Annotated in this window: 14 protein-coding genes; 7 read left to right on the forward strand and 7 right to left on the reverse strand. The window is 68.6% G+C overall.

Annotated elements, in window-relative coordinates; all coding sequences use genetic code 11:
• Positions 1–329 precede the first annotated feature (329 nt).
• The 4 genes from LuPra_RS10815 to LuPra_RS10830 form a co-directional block, all read right to left on the reverse strand.
• Positions 330–1,622 (reverse strand): lactonase family protein, encoded by a 1,293-nt coding sequence (locus LuPra_RS10815; RefSeq protein ID WP_110170743.1) that lies wholly within the window; start codon positions 1,620–1,622, stop codon positions 330–332.
• A gap of 188 nt (positions 1,623–1,810) precedes the next feature.
• The gene (locus tag LuPra_RS10820) at positions 1,811–3,307 is read right to left on the reverse strand and encodes an ankyrin repeat domain-containing protein (protein ID WP_110170744.1); all 1,497 of its coding nucleotides are present in this window, start codon (positions 3,305–3,307) and stop codon (positions 1,811–1,813) included.
• A 10-nt stretch (positions 3,308–3,317) separates the two neighbouring features.
• Positions 3,318–4,652, reverse strand: coding sequence for a DUF1552 domain-containing protein (locus tag LuPra_RS10825; RefSeq protein WP_110170745.1), 1,335 nt, complete (start codon positions 4,650–4,652; stop codon positions 3,318–3,320).
• Positions 4,649–7,039 carry a DUF1592 domain-containing protein gene (locus LuPra_RS10830; RefSeq protein WP_234800831.1) on the reverse strand — a complete coding sequence of 797 codons (2,391 nt, stop codon included), beginning with the start codon at positions 7,037–7,039 and terminating at the stop codon, positions 4,649–4,651. The genes LuPra_RS10825 and LuPra_RS10830 overlap by 4 nt, the downstream gene beginning before the upstream one ends.
• A 39-nt stretch (positions 7,040–7,078) precedes the next feature.
• Between LuPra_RS10830 and LuPra_RS33130 the strand changes: the two genes are divergently transcribed.
• From LuPra_RS33130 to LuPra_RS10845, 4 genes are all read left to right on the forward strand, one after another.
• Positions 7,079–7,336 carry a redoxin domain-containing protein gene (locus LuPra_RS33130; RefSeq protein WP_234800996.1) on the forward strand — a complete coding sequence of 86 codons (258 nt, stop codon included), beginning with the start codon at positions 7,079–7,081 and terminating at the stop codon, positions 7,334–7,336.
• Positions 7,223–7,681, forward strand: coding sequence for a peroxiredoxin (locus LuPra_RS10835; protein WP_234800924.1), 459 nt, complete (start codon positions 7,223–7,225; stop codon positions 7,679–7,681). Before LuPra_RS33130 ends, LuPra_RS10835 begins: the two co-directional genes overlap by 114 nt.
• A 66-nt stretch (positions 7,682–7,747) precedes the next feature.
• Positions 7,748–8,155, forward strand: a complete 408-nt coding sequence (locus tag LuPra_RS10840; protein WP_234800832.1) for a cupin domain-containing protein — start codon at positions 7,748–7,750, stop codon at positions 8,153–8,155.
• A 205-nt stretch (positions 8,156–8,360) separates the two neighbouring features.
• Positions 8,361–10,001: a hypothetical protein gene (locus LuPra_RS10845; protein ID WP_110170748.1), complete on the forward strand. Its 1,641-nt coding sequence runs from the start codon at positions 8,361–8,363 to the stop codon at positions 9,999–10,001.
• A 395-nt stretch (positions 10,002–10,396) separates the two neighbouring features.
• Here LuPra_RS10845 and LuPra_RS10855 read toward each other — a convergent pair whose 3' ends face one another.
• Together LuPra_RS10855 and LuPra_RS10860 are read right to left on the reverse strand one after the other, a co-directional pair.
• A complete protein-coding gene (locus tag LuPra_RS10855) occupies positions 10,397–12,415 on the reverse strand; it encodes a xanthine dehydrogenase family protein molybdopterin-binding subunit (protein WP_162271356.1) in 2,019 nt (672 codons plus the stop codon).
• Positions 12,408–12,893 (reverse strand): (2Fe-2S)-binding protein, encoded by a 486-nt coding sequence (locus LuPra_RS10860; RefSeq protein ID WP_110170750.1) that lies wholly within the window; start codon positions 12,891–12,893, stop codon positions 12,408–12,410. The genes LuPra_RS10855 and LuPra_RS10860 overlap by 8 nt, the downstream gene beginning before the upstream one ends.
• 76 nt (positions 12,894–12,969) lie before the next feature.
• Between LuPra_RS10860 and LuPra_RS10865 the strand changes: the two genes are divergently transcribed.
• On the forward strand, positions 12,970–13,995 hold the full coding sequence (locus tag LuPra_RS10865) for an alpha/beta hydrolase (RefSeq protein WP_157898999.1): 1,026 nt from the start codon (positions 12,970–12,972) through the stop codon (positions 13,993–13,995).
• On the opposite strand, the gene LuPra_RS10870 is transcribed toward LuPra_RS10865, so the two are convergent.
• Positions 13,983–16,238 carry a carbohydrate binding family 9 domain-containing protein gene (locus tag LuPra_RS10870; RefSeq protein WP_157899000.1) on the reverse strand — a complete coding sequence of 752 codons (2,256 nt, stop codon included), beginning with the start codon at positions 16,236–16,238 and terminating at the stop codon, positions 13,983–13,985. The two genes, LuPra_RS10865 and LuPra_RS10870, sit on opposite strands and share 13 nt — an antisense overlap.
• A 180-nt stretch (positions 16,239–16,418) precedes the next feature.
• Between LuPra_RS10870 and LuPra_RS10875 the strand changes: the two genes are divergently transcribed.
• Both LuPra_RS10875 and LuPra_RS10890 read left to right on the forward strand, forming a co-directional pair.
• Positions 16,419–17,717 carry an aspartate aminotransferase type Ic gene (locus tag LuPra_RS10875; RefSeq protein WP_110174643.1) on the forward strand — a complete coding sequence of 433 codons (1,299 nt, stop codon included), beginning with the start codon at positions 16,419–16,421 and terminating at the stop codon, positions 17,715–17,717.
• 884 nt (positions 17,718–18,601) lie between these two features.
• Positions 18,602–19,354 carry a CsbD family protein gene (locus LuPra_RS10890; protein ID WP_110170755.1) on the forward strand — a complete coding sequence of 251 codons (753 nt, stop codon included), beginning with the start codon at positions 18,602–18,604 and terminating at the stop codon, positions 19,352–19,354.
• Positions 19,355–19,571: the final 217 nt, after the last annotated feature.

Below are 19,571 nucleotides of genomic sequence, written 5' to 3' on the forward strand. Positions count from 1 at the left end.
GCGGACCGCTACCGATCCGTCGATGGAGGCAGCGCCGGGCTGTCGCCTGGGCGCCGAAGCCATGGCGGCCAACCCGGCGTTGCCGTCGGCAGCGTCGACCTGAAGGTCGACGCCTACGAGGCCGGATTCGAGACGAACGCCGAACGTCGAACGCCGAACGCAGCCCCAACGCCTAACGCCGTCAAGGTAGTGGGGCTGAATCAGCCGGCGTCGTGGTGATGCGTCGAGCGAGCTCGACGCCTAGACTATTCAGCCGTAGCCGTCGACCTTCAGGTCGACGGACGATGGCTTGACGCTCACATCCTGACAAAGTAGCTCGGCTCCCCGCGCTACCCGCGCCCCGTGTCCAGGAAGGCAATCGCTGACGGGTTACCGACCGGTGTGTATTGTCCGGTGAACGCCAGCCGACCGGTCGCGCCGTCGATGGCGAACGCGGTGACGTGATCGGCGCGCTGGTTGCAGACGTACATGAAACGGCCGCTCGGGTCGATCGTCATGCTGCGTGGATAGTCACCACGCGTCCAGATGTCGTCCACGAACGTGAGCGTGCCATCGCGGCCGACCGCGAAGATGCCGACGCTGTCGTGCAGCCGGTTGCCGGCATAGACGAACCTGCCGTCCTGCGAGATGAGGATGCCCGAGCAGAAGTTGCTGCCGGCATAGCCTGCCGGCAGGCTGGAGATCGTCTGCCGCGCCGACAGGCGCCCTCGCTCCGCATCGTAGTCGAACAGCACGATGGTCGAGCCTTCTTCCTGGATCGCATAGAGCCAGCGGCCGTCGCGATGGAAGGCGAAATGGCGCGGCCCATCGCCGGGCGGAAGCGCGACCGATGGCGGGTCGGCAGGACTCAGCGTGCCAGCATTGGCATCGAACGCCCACACGAAGATACGGTCCAGTCCGAGGTCCGGGACGATCACGAACCGACCCGCCGGATCGGTGCCGATCATGTGCGCGTGCGGCGTGTCGTGGCCGCTGATGGCGAAGCTGCCCGGCGGTGCATGCGTCGCGCGTTTCGGGCCGACGACGCCGGTGGTCTTCTTGACGTCGGTCGCGGGCCCGAGCCGGCCGTCAGGGAGGATCGGGAGTACTGCCACCGAGCCGCCCGCGTAGTTGGCGACGAGCAGGTGCCGGCCGCCGCGGTGCACGCTCGCGTAGGTTGGTCCGGTCCCACCGGAGGCTACGCTGTTCAGCAACTGCAACTGCCCCGAGGTCCGATCCACGGTGAACGCGCTGACGGTGCCGGAGGCGCCGTTGTCGACAAGGTCAGTTGCGTTGGTCGAATAGAGGTGGGTGCCCGTCGCGTCGAAGACGAGGGCACTCGGGCTCGTGTAGTGGTCGGTGACGCCAGCGGCCGTCAGCGTGCCCGTGGTCCGATCGACCCGGAAGATGTGGATGCCGCGACCGTTGCCGGGCGGCAGATCGACCTTGCCTGGGGGCGCGTCCACAGGCGGCGAACTGTAGGTACCGACGTACGCGAACAGGCCGCCACTCGAGGTTGATGCCTGGGATGTTGCACCGCGTGCCAGTGCCGGCGCCACCGATGCGAGGCCCGTGGCAGCCGTGACGAACGAGCGGCGGGTGAGCGTGCGGGTCGTGAGCGTCTTGCTGGCAGCCGGGCGCATAGGGGGCCGATCCTAACGCCGAACGCCGAATGAGGAACGCCGAAGGCCGACGACGAGCGGTTGGCCGGGCTCGGAGAGCCGGCCCTACCTTCGAATGACCAATGACCAATGACCAATGACCAATGACCAATGGCGAAGGCCGAAGGCCCAAGGCCCAAGGCCGAAGTCGGAGGCTCCTGCTTCCTGCTTCAGTAGATCTGGCGGGTCTTGGCGACGATCACGGCCGGCGGCGTTACGCCGGCCGCCAGCATGACCTCCCTCAGGGCCGCTTCGGTCTCGGGTGACGGCTTGAAGTTGCCGAAGCGATAGCCGGCGGAAATGGCCAGCGGCGTCCAGCCGAACTCGTCCGGCTGGTTCCAAACGTCGATGCGGGCGCCTTTCGCGGCGAGCATGCGCACGGCCTTCGGCAGGTTCTTGTACGCGGCGCCGTGCATTGCGGTTTCGCCATGGCGATCGACGGCATTCGGATCCGCGCCGAGGTCGAGCAGCAATTGCAGCGCCTCGAGCACCTCGGGTTCCGTGCCGGCGTCCTCGCCCGGCGACCTGGTGGCCAGGCCGGCCGCGACCATCAGCGGCGTGCTGCCGTCGACGTTCGGGATCGACGGGTCGGCCCCTGCCTTCACGAGCACCCGCATCAACTCGGCATCGGCGGTGAGCGCGGCGAGCAGGAATGGCGTGGCGCCGCGTTCGTCGAGGCGCGTGTTGTTCAGGTTGGGCCGCTTCGTCATCCGTGCGTTGACGTTCGCGCCGCGCGCGACGAGGGCTCGCACCAGATCGAGACTCCCGACCTTGCCCGAGCCTTCCGGCGCCGGGTCGTTGTCGCCGACACCCGGCTTGCGGACCACGGTGAGCAGGTGCAGGGCGGTGTAGCCGGCCACGTCGCCATCGGGATGGGCGCCTGCGTCGAGCAGGGCGGCCGCCACCTCGAAATGCGCATTTCTCACGGCCATTAGCAACGGCGTCGTGCCCGCTGGGGGGACGCTGCCGCCGTAGCCGCGGCGGCGCGGCCCGGGCCCGTCTGGCGGAATGGCCTCGTTGACGTCCGCTCCCGCGTGGACCAACTCCCGGACGACGTCGAGGCGTCCCTCGCGGGCCGCGAACAGGAGGGGCGTGAAGCCGGAGGACAAGTGGGCATGCACGTCGGCCCCGGCGGCGAGTAAAGCCAGGACCACGGGGGCATGGCCCTCGGCGGCCGCCCACATCAGCGCGGTCTGGCCCCGCCGTTCGTCCTTCGCGTCGACAGGGGCTCCGCGTGACAACAGAAGCGACACGGTGGGCAGCGATCCGGTCCGCGCGGCGGTCATCAGCGCCGTCTCGCCCCCGGGCAGGCTGGCAGTGGCTTCGGCGCCGGCGTCCAGGAAGCGGGCCACCATCGCCGCATTGCCGTTGGTGCAGGCGATCGACAGTGGCGTCACGCCGTAGCGATTGCTGACGGTGACGCGTGCGCCGGCCCGGATCAGCGCGTCGGCGACGTCGAGGTCGTCGTGGTGCGCGGCCCAATGCAGCGCCGTCATACCGTCGGCCTGGGCGGCGTTGACGTCGACGTTCCGCGTCAACAAGGTCTGCACCTCTGTCCATGCGGCGCGCTCGGCGGCATCGGCCAGCATCGCGTCAGCCGCAGACGCGCGGCCGCTCGCCAGGAGCAGCAGCACCGCCGTGCCGAGAGCGACGCGTCGCAGGGTCATGACCGCGATCTCAGACGGAGAGCAACTCGTCGACACGTCCCTTGCTGTCGGCGAAGGCGTCGAGGCGCACGCCGGCGCGTTCGAGCAGCGTCAGGTGGAGGTTGGCCAGTGGCGTCGGCTCCGCGAAGCGCACGTGGCGGGCGCCCGGCTGTGAGCCGGCGCCGCCGCCGGCCACGAGGATCGGCAGGTTCACGTGGTCGTGCACGTTCGGGTCGCCCATGCCGCTGCCATACAGGTACAGCGAGTGATCCAGCAGGCTGCCGTCGCCTTCGGGTGTCGCCTGCAGCGTCTCGAGGAAGGATGCGAAGAGCGACACGTGGAACGCGTTGATCTTCGCCATCCGCGCGACCTTGTCGGGGTCGTTGCCGTGGTGGGTCAGCGGGTGGTGCGGATCGCTGACACCGATCTCGGTGTAGCTGCGGTTGCTGGTCTCACGGGCGAGCTGGAACGTGATCACCCGCGTCACGTCGCCCTGCAGCGCGAGCACCTGCAGGTCGAACATCAGCTTCGCGTGGTCGGCGTAGGAGGCGGGGACGCCGGCGGGACGATCGAGATCGGGCAGCGGCGCGTCCGCGACCTGGGCCTCCGCCTTCTGGATGCGCCGTTCGACCTCGCGCACAGTGTCGAGATAGCCGCCCACGCGCACCCGATCCTCGGCGCCGAGTGTCCGCTGCAGCCGCGCGATGTCCTCGTGCAGCACGTCGAGGAGGCTGGCGCGCCGCCGCAGGGCAGCCTGGCGATCCGCCGCGCTGCCGCCGTCGCCGAACAGCCGTTCGAACACGAGGCGCGGGTGTGCCTCGGCCGGCAGCGGCGTGGTGGGGGAGGCCCACGACAGGTTGTTCTGGTACACGCATGCGTAGCCGTTGTCGCACTGGCCCACCGTCTGCAGGAGGTCCATCGACATCTCGAGCGACGGCAGCAGCGTCTCGCGGCCCATCTGCTGGGCGGCCACCTGGTCGATCGTGGTGCCCAGGTAGTAGTCCGTACTCTCGGTCCACTTGGCGCGCGCGGCGCTGAGGAATGCAGCGTTGGACGTCGCGTGCGTGCCTGGATACGCGTTCTTCAACTCGAGGTTGGAGAGGATGGTCAGCTGGTTGGCCACCGGTGCCAGCGACTGCAGCGTCGGCGAGAGCGCCGTGATGCGTCCCTCGCCTGGCGGTGTCCATCGCGGCAGGTCGCAGCCCATCGGCATGTACACGAAACCGAGGCGCCGCACCGGCCGGGCGGGCGTCTTCGCCAAAGCCGTCATCGCCGGCAGCATCGCGTCGAGCAGCGGCAGCGCCACCGACGCGCCCATGCCACGAAGGAGTGCACGCCGCGGGACCGCCTTCTTGGTGATGATCATCGTGACGTCCTCATCTGGAAGGGCTCGCTCTGCACCACGCCGAGCACGATCGACGACAGGCGGTACTCGTTGGGCTGTGCCGCGCGGACGATCGCGCGCACCGCGGGCGCATCGCTCGGCTCGACGCCTCGCCCGCAGGCGTACGTGAGGAGTTTCTCGGTGATCGTCGACGCCAGCAACTCCGGACGCGCCAGCAACGCTGCTTCGAGGCCGGTGACGTCGGTGAACGTGCGGCCGTCGGGCAGGCCGCCGGAGGCATCGATCGCGACGCCGTCCTCGACCTGGCGTCGCCGGCCGACAGCGTCGAACGTCTCGAGTGACAGGCCCACGGGATCGATGATGTTGTGACAGCGCGCGCAGGCCTTGTTCTGGCGGTGCTCGGCAAGCCGCATTCGCCCCGAGAGGCGTCCGTCGACCGTGTTGTCCTTCAGGGCCGGCACGTCGGGCGGCGGTGCGGGTGGCGGGACGCCGAGCAGGTTGTCGAGCACCCACTTGCCGCGGAGGACCGGCGAGGTACGCGTCGCATAGGAGGTCACCGTCAGGATGCTGCCCTGGCGGAGCAGGCCACCACGCATGCTCGCGTCGTCCAGGGCGACGCGGCGGAAGCGCGAGCCGTACACGTGCCCGATTCCGTAGTGCTTCGCGAGCCGCTCGTTGAGGAAGGTGTACCTCGCCCGCAGCAGGTCAAGCGCGCTGCGATCCTCGCGCAGGATGCTGTCGACGAAGAGTTCGGTCTCCTGCCGGAAGGCCTGGCGCAGGTTGTCGTCGAAGTCCGGGAACAGGCGCATGTCCGGCGTGATCGCCTCAAGGCTGCGCAGGTGCAGCCACTGCGCCGCGAAGTTGGTTACGAGGGCCCGTGACCGATCGTCGGCGAGCATGCGGCGTACCTGCCGCTCGAGCACCGCGGGTTGGCGCAGCGTGCCGTCGATCGCGACTTCCAGCAGTTCGTCGTCCGGGATGCTGCTCCAGAGGAAGAACGACAACCGCGACGCGAGTGCAAGATCGCTGATGCGATAGGGCGTGCCCGCGGGCAGGCTGGCGGGATCGGTCTCGACCCGGAACAGGAACGAGGGGCTCACCAGCACGCCCGCCAACGCCATCTCGATGCCGGCGTCGAAATCACCACTGGCCCGACCCTGGCGGTAGAGAATCATCGGGCCCTCGAGGTCGGCTGGCGTGACGGGCCGCCGGTAGGCTCGGAACATCACACCGCCCAGGATGTTCCGGGCTGCGACGCTTTCTACCGCGGGGAGCCTCTCGCGGGTGCCGAAGATGCGACGCCGGCTCGGTGTGTCCCCCGGACCGCCAGCCGCGAGTGGCCCCACGATCGAGACGGAATAGATGGCCGGCTGCAGTCGCGGATGCCGGTACGAGTTGAAGTGTGCCTGGTACGGTTGACGCGCCGTCTCTGGCAGGTCGGAGGGCTTCTTCGGAAAGGTGACGCCGAGCACGTGCGGGCCAGCGCGGACGGCAAGCCGTGCGGTGAGGTGGGCATCGGCTTCGCGTGCAGGCTCACCGGACGCCTGTGGACGTTGCGGTTGCACCGCGAACGTCTGAACGCTCGCCCGATCCAGCAGGACCTCGACCTCGTGCGCCTCGGTCAGCCCCTCGATCTTCTCGTCACGATCGCGCCGAAGGCGGATCGAGATGTCGTATTCGCCATCCTGCGGGAACGTGTAGGAGACGACGGTGCCGCCGCGGGTGCCGAGTGGCAGCCCCCCGATGTGCTCTTCCTGCGTGAGGTCAGGCGCCACCCTGAATGTGTCGCCGCCAGGGGAGCGCCCGACCCGGCCGACCGCGAGCCGGCTGATCTTCTCGGCCGCCGAGAGGTAGCGTTCGAGCAGCGTCGGCGACAGTTCGCCAACGGTGACGTTGTCGAAGCCGTAGCTGGATTCGTCGGCAGGCAGCAGGGCACTGACATCGACGTCCAGGGCGAGCAGGTCGCGGATGGCGTTGCCGTATTCGGTGCGTGTCAGCCGGCGGATCGTCGCCGGTCGTCCAGGGTTGGGGTGTGCCGCCGCGGCGCGGTCGAGGTCGGTCTCGAGCGACGTGACGATGGCCTCGTACGTCGCGTCGTCCGGCCGCGGCTCGCCGATGGGCGGCATCTGGCGGGTGCGCAGCTTCTTGACGACCTTCTCCCAGGCGACGGCATGCGCGGCGACGTCGCTCGCCATGATCGCCTCGAGCGACAGATCGGCCTTCTTCGACCCGTTGTCGTGGCAATCCAGGCAGTACTGCTCGACCAGGTCGCGGGGCGACGCAACGGCGGTGCCGACGGCTGGCGCAGCCCGGTCGGGCGCGTCTGCTGTCAGCCGCAGGCCACCGGCCGCCACGAGGCCGGCAAGCCCGACCATCGTCGCGGCCCTGCGTGTATCAAGCAGGGGCATTTGGCCGAATGATACACCCCGGGTGATACCATCCTCGGCATGTCCAGACTCCTGTTGTTCAGCATGGTCGCGTGCCTCGGCACGGCGACGCTGGCAGCACAGGGTCAGCCCCCTGCACCTGCGACTGCGCCGGCCGCTCCGGCACCACCACCGCAGTACTCGGCAGACCTGAAGGTCGGCGACATGGCGCCTGCCTTCTCGCTGCCGGGATCCGACGGCAAGACGCATTCACTGTCGGAGTACAAGGGAAAGACCGTCGTGCTCGCCTGGTTCCCGAAAGCCTTCACCGGTGGTTGAACGGCCGAATGCAAGTCGCTCCGTGAGAGCGGCCCGATTCTGAAGACTTACGACATCACGTACTTCATGGCCAGCGTCGACGACCTCGAGCAGAACACCAAGTTCGCGCAGATGCACGAGGCCGATTTCCCGATCCTCGCCGACCCGTCCAAGGCGACGGCGATGAAGTACGGGGTCATCCGTACCGACCGGCCACCCGACCAGCAGTTCGCGGCGCGCTGGACGTTCTACATCGGTCCGGACGGAAAAATCCTCGAGATCGACAAGGCGCCCAACACGGCCACCGCCGGTCAGCTCATGATCGCGAAGCTCGACGCGCTCGGCGTCAAGAAGCGCGCGCAGTAGGTCTTCCTCGCGCCGCAGGTGTGCCTGTCACGTCGGCGGCGCGAGCCCTCGCTTACCATGGCGGCCATGTCCGAACCCACCGACATCGTCATCGACGTCGACCGCTCCGCCGCCACATTGCCGGACGGGGTCATCGGCCTGGGGTCGATCTCCGCTGACGTGCAGGACGGCTGTCGCGTCTTCGTCCATTACAACGGGCCGACCGATCAGCTGTCTGGCATGTGTGCCGGCATGGCCGTGCTCGATCCGGGCGCATCGCCGCATCCGCCGCACAGGCACCCCGAAGAGGAGATCCTCGTGATCGCCGGCGGCACCGGCGAAATCGACTGCGACGGCACGGTCACCCAGGTGGGCCCGGGGTCGATGATGTTCTGCGCCGGCGGCGTGTTGCATGGCATCGTCAACACCGGGCCGGTGCCACTCACGTTCTACTGGTCCAAGTGGTCGGCGCGCCCCGGCCTGCCGACGCCGTGACGTACGGCGGCCGGTCAGCCCGAAGCGTCGAGCAAGCTCGACGCCTACGCGCCCTCTGTGGTGTAGCGGTCGACCTTGGTCGACCGGCGACTCAGCCGTGTGCGGCAGGCGGCGTGTGCGCGTTGACAATGTGAAGCCGCACCGGCCGTTGGGCCACGCGTGCTGGCAACTCTCGAGGTCCTCCTTATCGTCGCGGAGGAGACGCATGCGATTCCGTCTGGCTTTCATCAGGACAGTCACGTGTACCTTGCTGGTCGTGGCGCCTCCGGGCGTGGTCACCGCCCAGCCGCAAGAGGCTCATGCGCACGGCCAGCCCGGCGAGCGACTCGGATCGGTGCACTTCCCGACGTCGTGCGCGTCCGGCGTCCAGCCCGAGCTCGATCGCGGCGTCGCGCAGCTGCACTCGTTCTGGTTCTCCGCAGCCGTCGCCTCGTTCCAGAAGGTCCTGGCGAGCGATTCGTCGTGCGTCATGGCGCACTGGGGCATCGCGCTGAGCTGGTGGGGCAATCCGTTCGCGCCGTCGCGCTCGGCGGCATCCCTCGAGGCAGGCCGGGCCGCAGCCGAGGCAGGGCGGGTGAGCGGCGCCGGCACCGAGCGCGAGAAGGCCTGGCTTGCCGCCGTCGCGCTGCTGTACCGCGACAGCGCCACCGTCGACCAGCGCACGCGTACGCTCGCCTACGAGAAGGCCATGGCAGCAGTCGTCCAACAGTATCCAGACGATGTCGAGGCGCGCATCTTCCATGCGCTGGCGCTCACGCAGACGGCGCTGCCGACTGACAAGACGTACGCCAACCAGTTGCAGGCCGACGCGATCCTCGAACGCGAGTTCGCCCGGCAGCCGGAGCATCCGGGCCTCGCGCATTACATCATCCACAGCCTCGACGTGCCCGCCCTGGCGCCTCGCGCGCTCGACGCCGCACGCCGCTACGCCGCGATCGCGCCAGCCGCCCCGCATGCCCTGCACATGCCCTCGCACACGTTCACGCGCGTGGGATCGTGGCAGGAGTCGATCGACACGAACCTGGCGTCGGCCGCGGCGGCGCGCAAGGACGGCGCAACAGCCGAGGAACTGCACGCGCTGGATTACCAGGCGTATGCCTACCTGCAGACCGCGCAGGATGCGGCAGCCGGACGCACGGTGGTGGCGATCGAGGCGCTCGTCTCGAAGATTTCGACTACGGGACCGGGCAACGCCGCGCCCCCTGCGGCAGGACACTACGCCCTGGCGGCCATCCCGGCGCGATATGCCCTCGAACGTGAGGACTGGGCCGCAGCCGCCGCGCTCGTGCCCCGTGAGACGCCCACGCAGTGGGCCAACGCCGTCTCGCATTTCGCTCGCGCACTCGGCGCGGCGAGGACGGGCAACGCGTCCGCAGCGCGGCAGGAGATCGTCCGTCTCGAAGCGATTCGCGATGCGGTGAAGGCGTCAGGCGACGCTTACTGGTCTGGGCAGGTGGAGATCCAGCGCCGCGGCGCGGCGGCGTGGGCGACGCTCGCGGACGGCAAGGTCGCGGAGGCGCTGGCGGAAATGCGGGAGGTCGCGGGCCTGGAGGACGCGACCGAGAAGGCCGCGGTGACGCCAGGGCCGATCAAGCCCGCACGTGAATTGCTCGCGGACATGCTGATGCAGGTCAACCGTCAGGCCGAGGCGCTGACCGAATACGAGGCCACGCTCGCCAAGGAGCCGCATCGGTTCCGCGCCACGTACGGCGCCGCGCGCGCGGCCGTTGCTGCCGGCGATGCACAGAAGGCCGCGACTCACTACGCGAACCTGGTCGTCCTCGCTGAGAAAGCGGACCAACCGCTGCGGAAGGAAGTCGTGGAGGCGCGGGCGCGTGCTCATTGACGCCCGCGCCCGGCGCACGTCGGCCTTACGGCTCAGGTCTCAAGCCTCAAGCCTCAAGCCTCAAGGCTCAGGGCTCAGCCAGGGCCGAAGGCCGTCTCGATCCCGCCTGACGCGTCGACCTGAAGGTCGACGCCTACGGGGCCAGGGACAGAACGAATCTCGACAAACGCCGGACGCCGAACGACGAACGCCGAACGCCGAACGCCGAACGCCGAACGCTAACGCTAACGCTTAACGCCTGACGCCTAACGCTTCTTGAGGGACGTAGCCGCCGACCTTCAGGTCGGCGGATCGCGTGCGTCGACCTGAAGGTCGACGCCTACGAAGGCCCAAGGCCAGATCCGTAGGCTGTAGGCCGTAGGCTGCAGCCTGCTTCTGCGAGCCGCGCGAGGGTGTCAGCGCGCGGCAACCAAGGGCAAGGATCGCCGTCGCTCGCCGGTGGCGTCGAAGATCGCGGCGGCGAGGGCGGGGGCGGTCAGCGTGATCGGTGATTCGCCTGCGCCCGCGGGCTCGATGTCCCGGCGGTCGATCAGCTGCACGTCCAGGTCAGGCAGGTCGCGAAAGCGTGGCACCCGGTACTCGGAGAGACGGCGGGTGCGCTGCGTGGTCCCGTCGTACGTCACCTGTTCCCAGAGCGCGCCGCCGAGCCCCTGGATGATCGCGCCGGTCATCTGGTTCTGCAGCGCATCCGGGTTCAGTGCCGCGCCGAAATCGCCGGTGGCGACCATGCGCACCACCCGCACGTCGGTCCCCGAGACCTCGACCTCCACGAACAGTGCCAGCCGCGCGTCCTTCTCGAGGTTGCAACTCATGCCGACGCCGCGTCTCGAGCCGGTCCGCTCGCGCGTGGGCGCACTCTTGCGGGCCGCAGCATCAGCCTTCCAGCCGAAGCGAGCGGCCGATCGTTCGATCACCTCGCGGAGCCGCGCATCGGTGATGTTGCGCAGGCGGAACGCGACCGGGTCGAGGCCCAGCGTCGCCGCCCACTCGTCCATGTGCGACTCGAGCGCGAAGTTGTTCGCCACCGCCGCGAGCGATCGATAGCTGCCTTGCCGGACGTCGGACTGCGTGCGGTAGAAGCCGACCCAGTGATGCGCGATGTCGTACTGCGGGGCCAGGCCGGCCGCGCCGCTGTTGTAGTTGGCAAAGCGCATGGCCACCAGGCGGCCGCCCGCATCCACGCCGCTCTCCACGTCGAGCAATCCCGCCGGGCGCGCGTAACTGCAGGTGAACTCTTCCTCCCGCGTCCAGGCGACGCGGACCGGCGCGCCCGCGAGGCGCGACAACCGCGCCGCCTCCACCTCGCATTCGCCCCGCTGCTTGCCGCCATAGGCGCCCCCGGAATCCGCCGCGACGATGCGGACGCGCGTCTCCGGCACGTCGAGAGCCTTTGCGACTTCCTGACGGCACAGGAACGGCGCCTGTACGCCCGAATGCACGGTGACCCCGTCGTCGTTCCACTCGGCGATCGCGGCGCGTGGCTCGAGCGGCACGTGGGCGATCGGCGCGACCTGATAGACCGACGATTGCCGCGCAACCGCTCCCGCCAACCCGGCGACCACGTCGCCTCGCCTCAGTAGTGGCGGGTAGCGTGCGCGTGGCTGCTCAACCGGTTCCACCGCGGTTTTTCGGAAGAGCGCGACCCAATCGCCCTGCGGTGTCAGCGACTCGGGAGTCCACTCGGCAGTCACGAGGGCAGCCGCGCGCCGCGCCGTCGCCATGTCGCCAGCAACAGTGGCGAGCAGGTCACCGTCGCGCAAGACGCGGACGCCTGGCAGTCGCTCGGCGGCGCTCGCATCGAACGTCTTGAGCGTCGCCTTGTGATTCGGACTGCGCACCACGGCGGCTTGGCGCAGGCCGGGCACGCGTCGATCGGAGGGATAAGCCTTTGCGCCAGTGACGATGGCGAGCCCCGTGACGTTGGGCACCGACTGGCCAAGCGTTCGCCAGGCTGCTGGAGCCACGAGGCCATCCGGGGTGGCGGCGCGCACGGCGCGCACGGCCGCTGCCGCCTTCCGGATCACCGGCACGGTGACCGGCGTCGTGATGCTTGCCCATGTGCCGCCGTCATCGGGACACAGCCGGGTGTCGCCCATGACCAGGACGACGCGATCCAGGGGAACCCCCAACTCCTCGGCAAACGCCTGCGTGAGCAGGGTGCGCGAGCCCTGGCCCATGTCCATCTTGCCCGTGAAGGCGCGGTACGTGCCGTCGTCGCTGACCTGCACGCGCACGGGCACATCGACGCCCTGCGCACGTACGGTCACGAGCAACAACATGCCGCCGCCGAGGGCCTTCAGGAACGCACGCCGATCGGGCGTGAGATCGCCGAGCGCGTCGACGACGGTGTACGTCTCCGGCTCGAGGTCCTCGTCGAACCGACGCTTGTATGCGGCGCGCAGATCCTCAGCCACGGCGCTCCTGCCGCGCGAGGGCGTCCCCCGCCGCTCGCACCGCACGCATGATGCGTGGGTACGTGCCACAGCGGCACAGGTGTCCGTCGAGCGCATGGCGAATCTCGTCGTCGGTCGGGCGCGGCGTGCGGGCGAGGAGCGCAACGGCGCCCATGATCATGCCCGGCGTGCAGAAGCCGCACTGGAACGCCTGGGCATCGAGGAAAGCCTGCTGGACCGGGTGCAGGCGGTCTCCCGTGGCCAGTCCTTCGATGGTGGTCACCGCCCGGGCGGCGCTGGCTTGCGTGAGGCACGCGCGCACCGCCTTGTCGTCCGCGAGGACCGTGCAGCTGCCACATTGGCCCTCGCCGCACCCGTACTTCGTGCCCGTCAGCGTGGCATGGTCTCGCAGGAGGTCCAGCAAGGTGGTCCCGTCGGGGACCTCGCCGCTCCACGCACGACCGTTCACCGTGAGCGTCATCCTGGCCACGGTACGCATGGTACTGCGATGCCTCGTGCCGTGCCCGGGACCGCGAGTGGTCGACTTGTGCCGCCTGCCGGTCGACAATCAGCGGATGACACACGCGAGGCGAGGCATCGCCGGCACGATGCTGATGGTGCTGCTGGTGGGCGCGCTGGCGGCGGCGCTGGCATGGCAGACGTTCAAGCCGCGGCCGCTCGCCGTCGAACCAGGCAAGTTCCCGGAGGTGCTCGTCCACGCGCGCGCCGACGATGGCGTCATCAACGGCGGGGCAGTGTTCATGCCGCCGAAGAGCGCAGCGCGGCCGGTCGCGGTGATCTGGGTGCATGGCTGGGGTACCAACTTCTACGACCCCGCGTACGCGCGCATCGGGCGCGCCCTCGCCGAGCGCGGCGTGACCACCATGTCGATCAACACGCGGATGCACGACCTCGGCACGAGTGCGACCAACGTGTCCGGCCGGCGCGTGCGCGGCGGTGGCTACTGGGGCGTGACCAGCGAACAGTCACGCGACATTGCCGCGTGGATCGAGATCGCCGCCGAGCACGGCTTCTCACGCGTCGTGCTCGTGGGCCATTCTGCCGGGTGGCCGGCCGTGGCAGCCTACCAGGCCTCGTCACACGACTCGCGCGTGGTCGGCCTGGTGCTGGCATCCGGGCCGGTGCAACCGTTGCACCCTCCCGACGATGCCGCCCTGATCAAGCAGGCCACCGAGCTTGTCGCGGCAGGGAAGGGCGACGACCTGCTACGCATTCCGGGACGCTCGTTCCCGTCGTTCATCAGCGCCGCGACGTACCTCGATCAGGTGCACACACCGCCGGCCTTGCTCGACATCTTCGGCGTGTCGAGCACCGACGCCGCCATCGCGTCGATCACGTGTCCGTTGCTGGCATTCTTCGGAACACGCGATGACGTCGGCGGGAACGCGGATCTGGCCGTCGTGAAGGCGACGTCACGGCGACTGGAGAGCGGACCCAGCCGGATCACGACGGCCACGATCGCGCGTGGCGACCACATGTACTCGGGTGAGGAGGCCCAGGTTGCACAGGTGATCGCCGATTGGCTCGATCGCGTTGTCACGCCGTCGCCCGCGCCGACGGCCACGAATCAGAACCGGTAAAGGTAGCTGGCCTTGAAGAAGAAACCGCGGCGGGTCGTCAGATACTCGCCCTGGTGCTCCAGCCAGCGGTCGTCCTGCCAGAGGCGGCGCTCGTACAGCGAGCCGTAGCCTACGAACACCACGGTGCCGGGCCGAGGCTCGTACGAGCCGAGGAAGTCCGTAAGCACGCGCTCACGCTGTCCGTCGTACTGGATGATGGCGCGAGCGGCCAGGGCGCGCGTGAACTGGTACGTCGTCCGAGTGTTCACCAGCGACACGGTGTAGACGCGCTCACCGGTCGTGGCGCGGTCGAAGGCGATGCGCTGGAACTCCACGTCCTCGCTGAACCGTCCGTTCGGCTGTATGAGGGCGCCAGCTGAGGTGTCGAGCGAGCGTCCCTGGAACGGGTCGAGGGCGTCGTAGTACGTCGCCGCGCCCCAGTTGACGCGGGCCTGTGGCCGTAACCAGCGGAACAGCTGCCCCGAAGCCTGCAGGCGTGTGCGGCCGTTGTCGTACTCCTGGTGCTGCCAGGGTTCCTGCCCGAAGATGCGGTCCACCCGCACGAAACCCTGCCGCGTGAAACTCAAACGCACGCCGGTGACGCTGATGATCTCGTCGCCGCCGGCGATGCGATCGTGTCCGGCCTGCAGGAACGTGAACGGCGAGATGCGCCGGATCCACGGGTACTTCGTCTTGTCGGGATAGAAGCTGTAGTCGACATAGCCCCAGCCGCTGGTGAAGCCGACGCGGTTGAGGAAGGCCGTGTCCATCACGAACCCGCGGTCGTAGTGTTCGAACTGGCCCTGCGCGTTCACCCGCTGCGAACTGTAGCCGTACGTGAGCTGTGTGCCGAGCCCTTCGCGCGACCCCGCATCGTGGGTTGTCGACGATGCCAGGACGAAGCCGGTGAACCGTTGCGACTGGCTGAGGCGCAGGTTGAGATCGACACCGCCGACGGCGTTGTGGCGCCCGGCCAGTTCGGTGAATGTGCCGATGGCGCCAGCGTAGCTGCCGGGTTTGAGGCTCACCTGCGCGCGGGCGATCTGCCAGATCTTCTCGCGGCCCGACAGCCGGTCAGTAAGATCCTCGACGCGCCCTGGCCCCTGATCGACGGCCGTCAGGCTGGCAAAGGTGACGCGCCCGGCCGACCCGGTCAGCTTCGCTCCGAGGATCGGATCGACGATTTTCCGGGTATGGACGGCGTAGAGCATGCTCGCGTCGCCTTGGGCGTTGCCGGCGAGGTTGAACGCAGCGGCGCCCTCCATGAAGAACGGGCGCTTTTCCGAGAAGAACACCGGGTAACGTTGGTTCACCTCGACTTGCACGGCGTCGCTCTCGACCTGACTGAAGTCGGGATTGAGCGTGGCCTCGAGGGTGATCGTCGTGCTGAGGCCCCATTTGCCACTGACCCCCACCTCGCCGCCGTTGTCACGCAGCCAGCGTTCGCTATTGGGCCGTTCCTCCCGGTGCGTGTAGGTCACTGACGGGATCACTTCGCGGACAGCCACACCCTGGAGATCCTTGAAGATCAACGGCGCATGCGTGTCGAACACCCACCGGCCAGGTTGCAGCGCCGGCCACGCGACGGAGACGCCGGTGCGGCTGACACGTCGCCAGAAGAGCACGCCCATGCGTACCTCCTCGCCGCCCTTGAACCGGAGCATCTGCAGGGGCAGGCGGATCTCGACGGCGTAGCCCGTTGGTGTCGGGCGTGCGGCGCTGTCCCAGACCCAGTCCGGCGATGTGTCCTCGTTGCCCGAGATGGTGTTGACCATGTCGAGCTGGATCCCGTTCGGGTTGACCATCAAGTGGTAGGAGGTCTGGCCGGTACCGAGGGCATCGAGGCTGAGGCCGACCCAGTCGTCAGGCCAGATGTTGTCTCGGCGGGTCACCGAGGTCTTGATGCCGGACGGGTCGGGGTCGTCGCACTTGAACGCGACGTAGATGGAGGTGGCGTCGTAGGCGATCCAGACCGTCGTGTGTTGCTGGATCTGGTCGCCATACAACGGGTTGTACGAGCGCCAGTCCTCGCCGGCCTGGACTGGCGCTGCCGTCCACGCGGCATCGTCGAGGACGCCATCGATGGTCGGAGCGACGGTGGTGCGGGTTGCGACGAGCGGTGCAAGCGAGACCTTGGCAGGGGTGGCCGCGGCGTCGGGTGGCGTCTGTGCTGCTGCGAAAGAGGACGTACCGGGAAGGGCGGCGAGGCAGGCGACGCCTGCGACCAGGGCGGCGAGCATGCGACGCGCCCGAGAGACGTGCATGGACGCAGTAGACGTGTGTGAGCCGGCCGGAGTTTATTCGCCGACGCCCTCCGCGCGAGACGCTGCCTCGGCCGTGGCAGGATGGCCGGCCGTGGTCGAGTCATCCAGTCTGGACATGGGCGCCATGCCAGTGAGTCATGTCGGGCCGATGTGAGCGTTTTCGGGGTACCGTTCCGCTCGGTGCCTCAACTCCAATCGCTCTCGACCGCCGACCTCAGCTCGATCCTCCAGGACGTCCAACGTCGCTACGACGCGTTCCGCCAGCGTGCGCTCGCTCTCGACCTCACGCGCGGCAAGCCGGCGAGCGAGCAACTGGATTTGTCGAGCGCGCTGCTCGGCCTGCCCGGTGAAGACGATTTCCTCGCGGCCGACAAGACCGACACGCGCAATTACGGCGTGCTCCAGGGCCTGCCGGAACTGCGCGCCCTGCTCGCGCCGCTCTTTGGTACGGTGCCGGTGCAGATGGTGATCGGTGACAACTCCAGCCTCGCGCTGATGCACGACGCCATTGCCTACAGCCTGCTGAAGGGCACGGTCGGCAGCGAGCGCCCCTGGGTGCGTGAGCCGCGCGTCGCCTTCCTCTGCCCGGTGCCCGGATACGACCGTCATTTCTCGATCTGCCAGGACTTCGGCATCGAGATGATCCCCGTGCCGCTCAATGCGGACGGACCCGACATGGACGTCGTCGAACGGCTCGTCGGCGAGGACGCCGCCATCAAGGGCATGTGGTGCGTGCCCAAGTACAGCAACCCGTCAGGGGCCGTGTACTCCGATGCCGTGGTGGAGCGGTTGGCGGCGATGACGACTGCGGCGCCCGACTTCCGGATCTTCTGGGACAACGCGTACGCCGTCCACCACCTGACCGACGAACGCATCGAAATCCCGAGCCTGATCGACGCGTGTGCGCGTCACGGCCATCCACATCGGGCCTTCGTCTTCGGATCGACGTCGAAGGTCACGCTCGCGGGCGCCGGCGTCGCGCTGTTTGCGTCGTCTGCCGAGAACGTGAAGTGGTTCCTGGGCCGCATGGGCAAGCGCAGCATCGGCGGCGACAAGGTCAACCAGTTGCGTCACGTGCGCGCCCTGCGCGACACGGCCGGCCTGCTCGCGCTGATGGATCGTCACCGCGCGATCGTGGCTCCGAAGTTTGCGGCGGTTGCCGACGCCTTCGCGGCCCATCTCGGCGGCACCGGCGTCGCCTCGTGGCTCGTCCCCAAGGGCGGGTACTTCATCAGCCTCGACGTGCTGGACGGCTGCGCGCGTGACTTCGTCAAGGCCGCCAAGGATGCGGGGGTCGAGTTGACGCCCGCGGGGGCGACACACCCGCTCGGGCAGGATCCTCACGACCGCACGGTGCGCATTGCGCCGACGTTCCCCGACCTGGCCACCGTCAAGGTCGCCGCCGAGGGCGTGGCCCTCAGCGCGCTGCTGGTGACGACGAGCGCGCTGCTCGCGGGTCGCGGCGTCACGACTGCCTAACCTTCGCCACGACGACCGCGACGCTTTCCGTCGACCTGAAGGTCGACGGCTACGCACGATCGAGACAGTGCCGCGCAATGCTGGAATGCCGGAATGCTGAATGTCGAGGGCAGCGGCTTTCGACATTGCGACATTGGCGGCATTTCGGCATTTCGATGGCAACGGTCACTCCGATCCCCGATCCCCGATCCCCGATCCCCGACTCCCGACGCCCGACTCCCGGTACCCGGTACCCGGTCTCTTCCGTAAGCGTCGAGCTTGCTCGACGCTTGCAATGCTGGAATGCCGGAATGCTGGAATGTCGAGGGCAAGCGGCCTTCGACATTGCGGCATTGGCGGCATTTCGGCATTCGATGGCAACGGTCACTCCGATCCCCGATCCCCGATCCCCGCTCCCCGATCCCCGATCCCCGACTCCCGACGCCCGGTACCCGGTACCCGGTACCCGGTCTCTTCCGTAAGCGTCGAGCTTGCTCGACGCTTGCAATGCTGGAATGCCGGAATGCTGGAATGTCGAGGGCAAGCGGCCTTCGACATTGCGGCATTGGCGGCATTTCGGCATGTCGATGACAGCGGTCACTCCGATCCCCGACTCACGACTCCCGACTCCCGGTGCCCGGTGCCCGGTGCCCGGCACCCGGTACCCGGTACCCGGTCTCTTCTGTAGGCGTCGAGCTTGCTCGATGCTTGCCACACGGCAGTCGGTCGCTCGTCCTTATCGCCGACGCGCGTCGGCTTTTGTGCGCGTCGAGTTCGATCACTACAACATCACCAGGCGCGCGGGCGGGTTTTACCAGCAACCCGCTGACGGGCAGTGGCAGCGTCCTTGCTAAATGCATCCCTGGCGAGCCCGAATTGACGGGCACGACCCTGGAGGTGTGCAGATGGCAGACAACACGACGCATCGTGATGATTCGGTGGGAGAAGAACTCGCGGCCACGGGGCAACGGGTCAAGGGTGCGGTCAAGGAGGCGACCGGGTCGATGCTCGGGCTCGGCCGCATGGAAGTCGAGGGCGAGCGCGAGAACGCCGAAGGGCGCGCTCGTCAGGCCGCCAATGACGCACTCGGCGACGATCGCGTCACGAACCGCGATACGTCAGGGCGGCTGGTAACGGGGCTGTACGAGAGCCCCGCGCATGCCGGTCGCGCGTACCAGGATCTCACCACGCGCCATGGCTACACGTCCGAGGACGTCAGTGTGCTGATGTCCGACGAGACTCGCGCGCGCCATTTTGGCAGCGCCACACCGGGCAGGGAGTTCGAGGCCGCCGCGGCCCACGAGGCCGGCTCGAAGGCAACTGAGGGCGCTGGCATCGGTGGCGCAACCGGTCTCGGCGTCGGCGCGGCCCTCGGCGCCTTGCTCGCCGCGGCATCGTCGATTGCGATTCCCGGGCTCGGGCTCATCGTCGCCGGACCGATCGCGGGCGCCATCGCCGGCGCAGGTGCGGGTGGCGCTGCGGGCACGCTCATGGGCGCGCTGATCGGCGCGGGCATCCCGGAAGATCGTGCCCAGGTGTACGACCGTGGCATCCGCGAGGGCGGCATCGTGCTGGGGACGCGGGCACGCGACGATGCGCATGCCGCCGAACTCGAGCGCGACCTGACCACGTACGGCGGACGCGACATCCTGCGCTGACGCCGTCGCGCTCCGGATTCGCACGCATGGGACGGCGGGCTGGGACAGCCCGCCGCTACCTGGACGACGTTCAACGTTCGAAGTTCGACGTTGTGGTCGGCGCTCGACGTACGGCGTTCGTCCCGACTGCCGACTGCCGACTCCCGATGCCCGGCACCCGGCACCCGGTACCCGGTACCCGGCTTCGTCCGTAGGCGTCGAGCTTGCTCGGCGCTGC

This window comes from Luteitalea pratensis (genome assembly GCF_001618865.1).
Taxonomy (GTDB): Bacteria; Acidobacteriota; Vicinamibacteria; order Vicinamibacterales; family Vicinamibacteraceae; genus Luteitalea; species Luteitalea pratensis.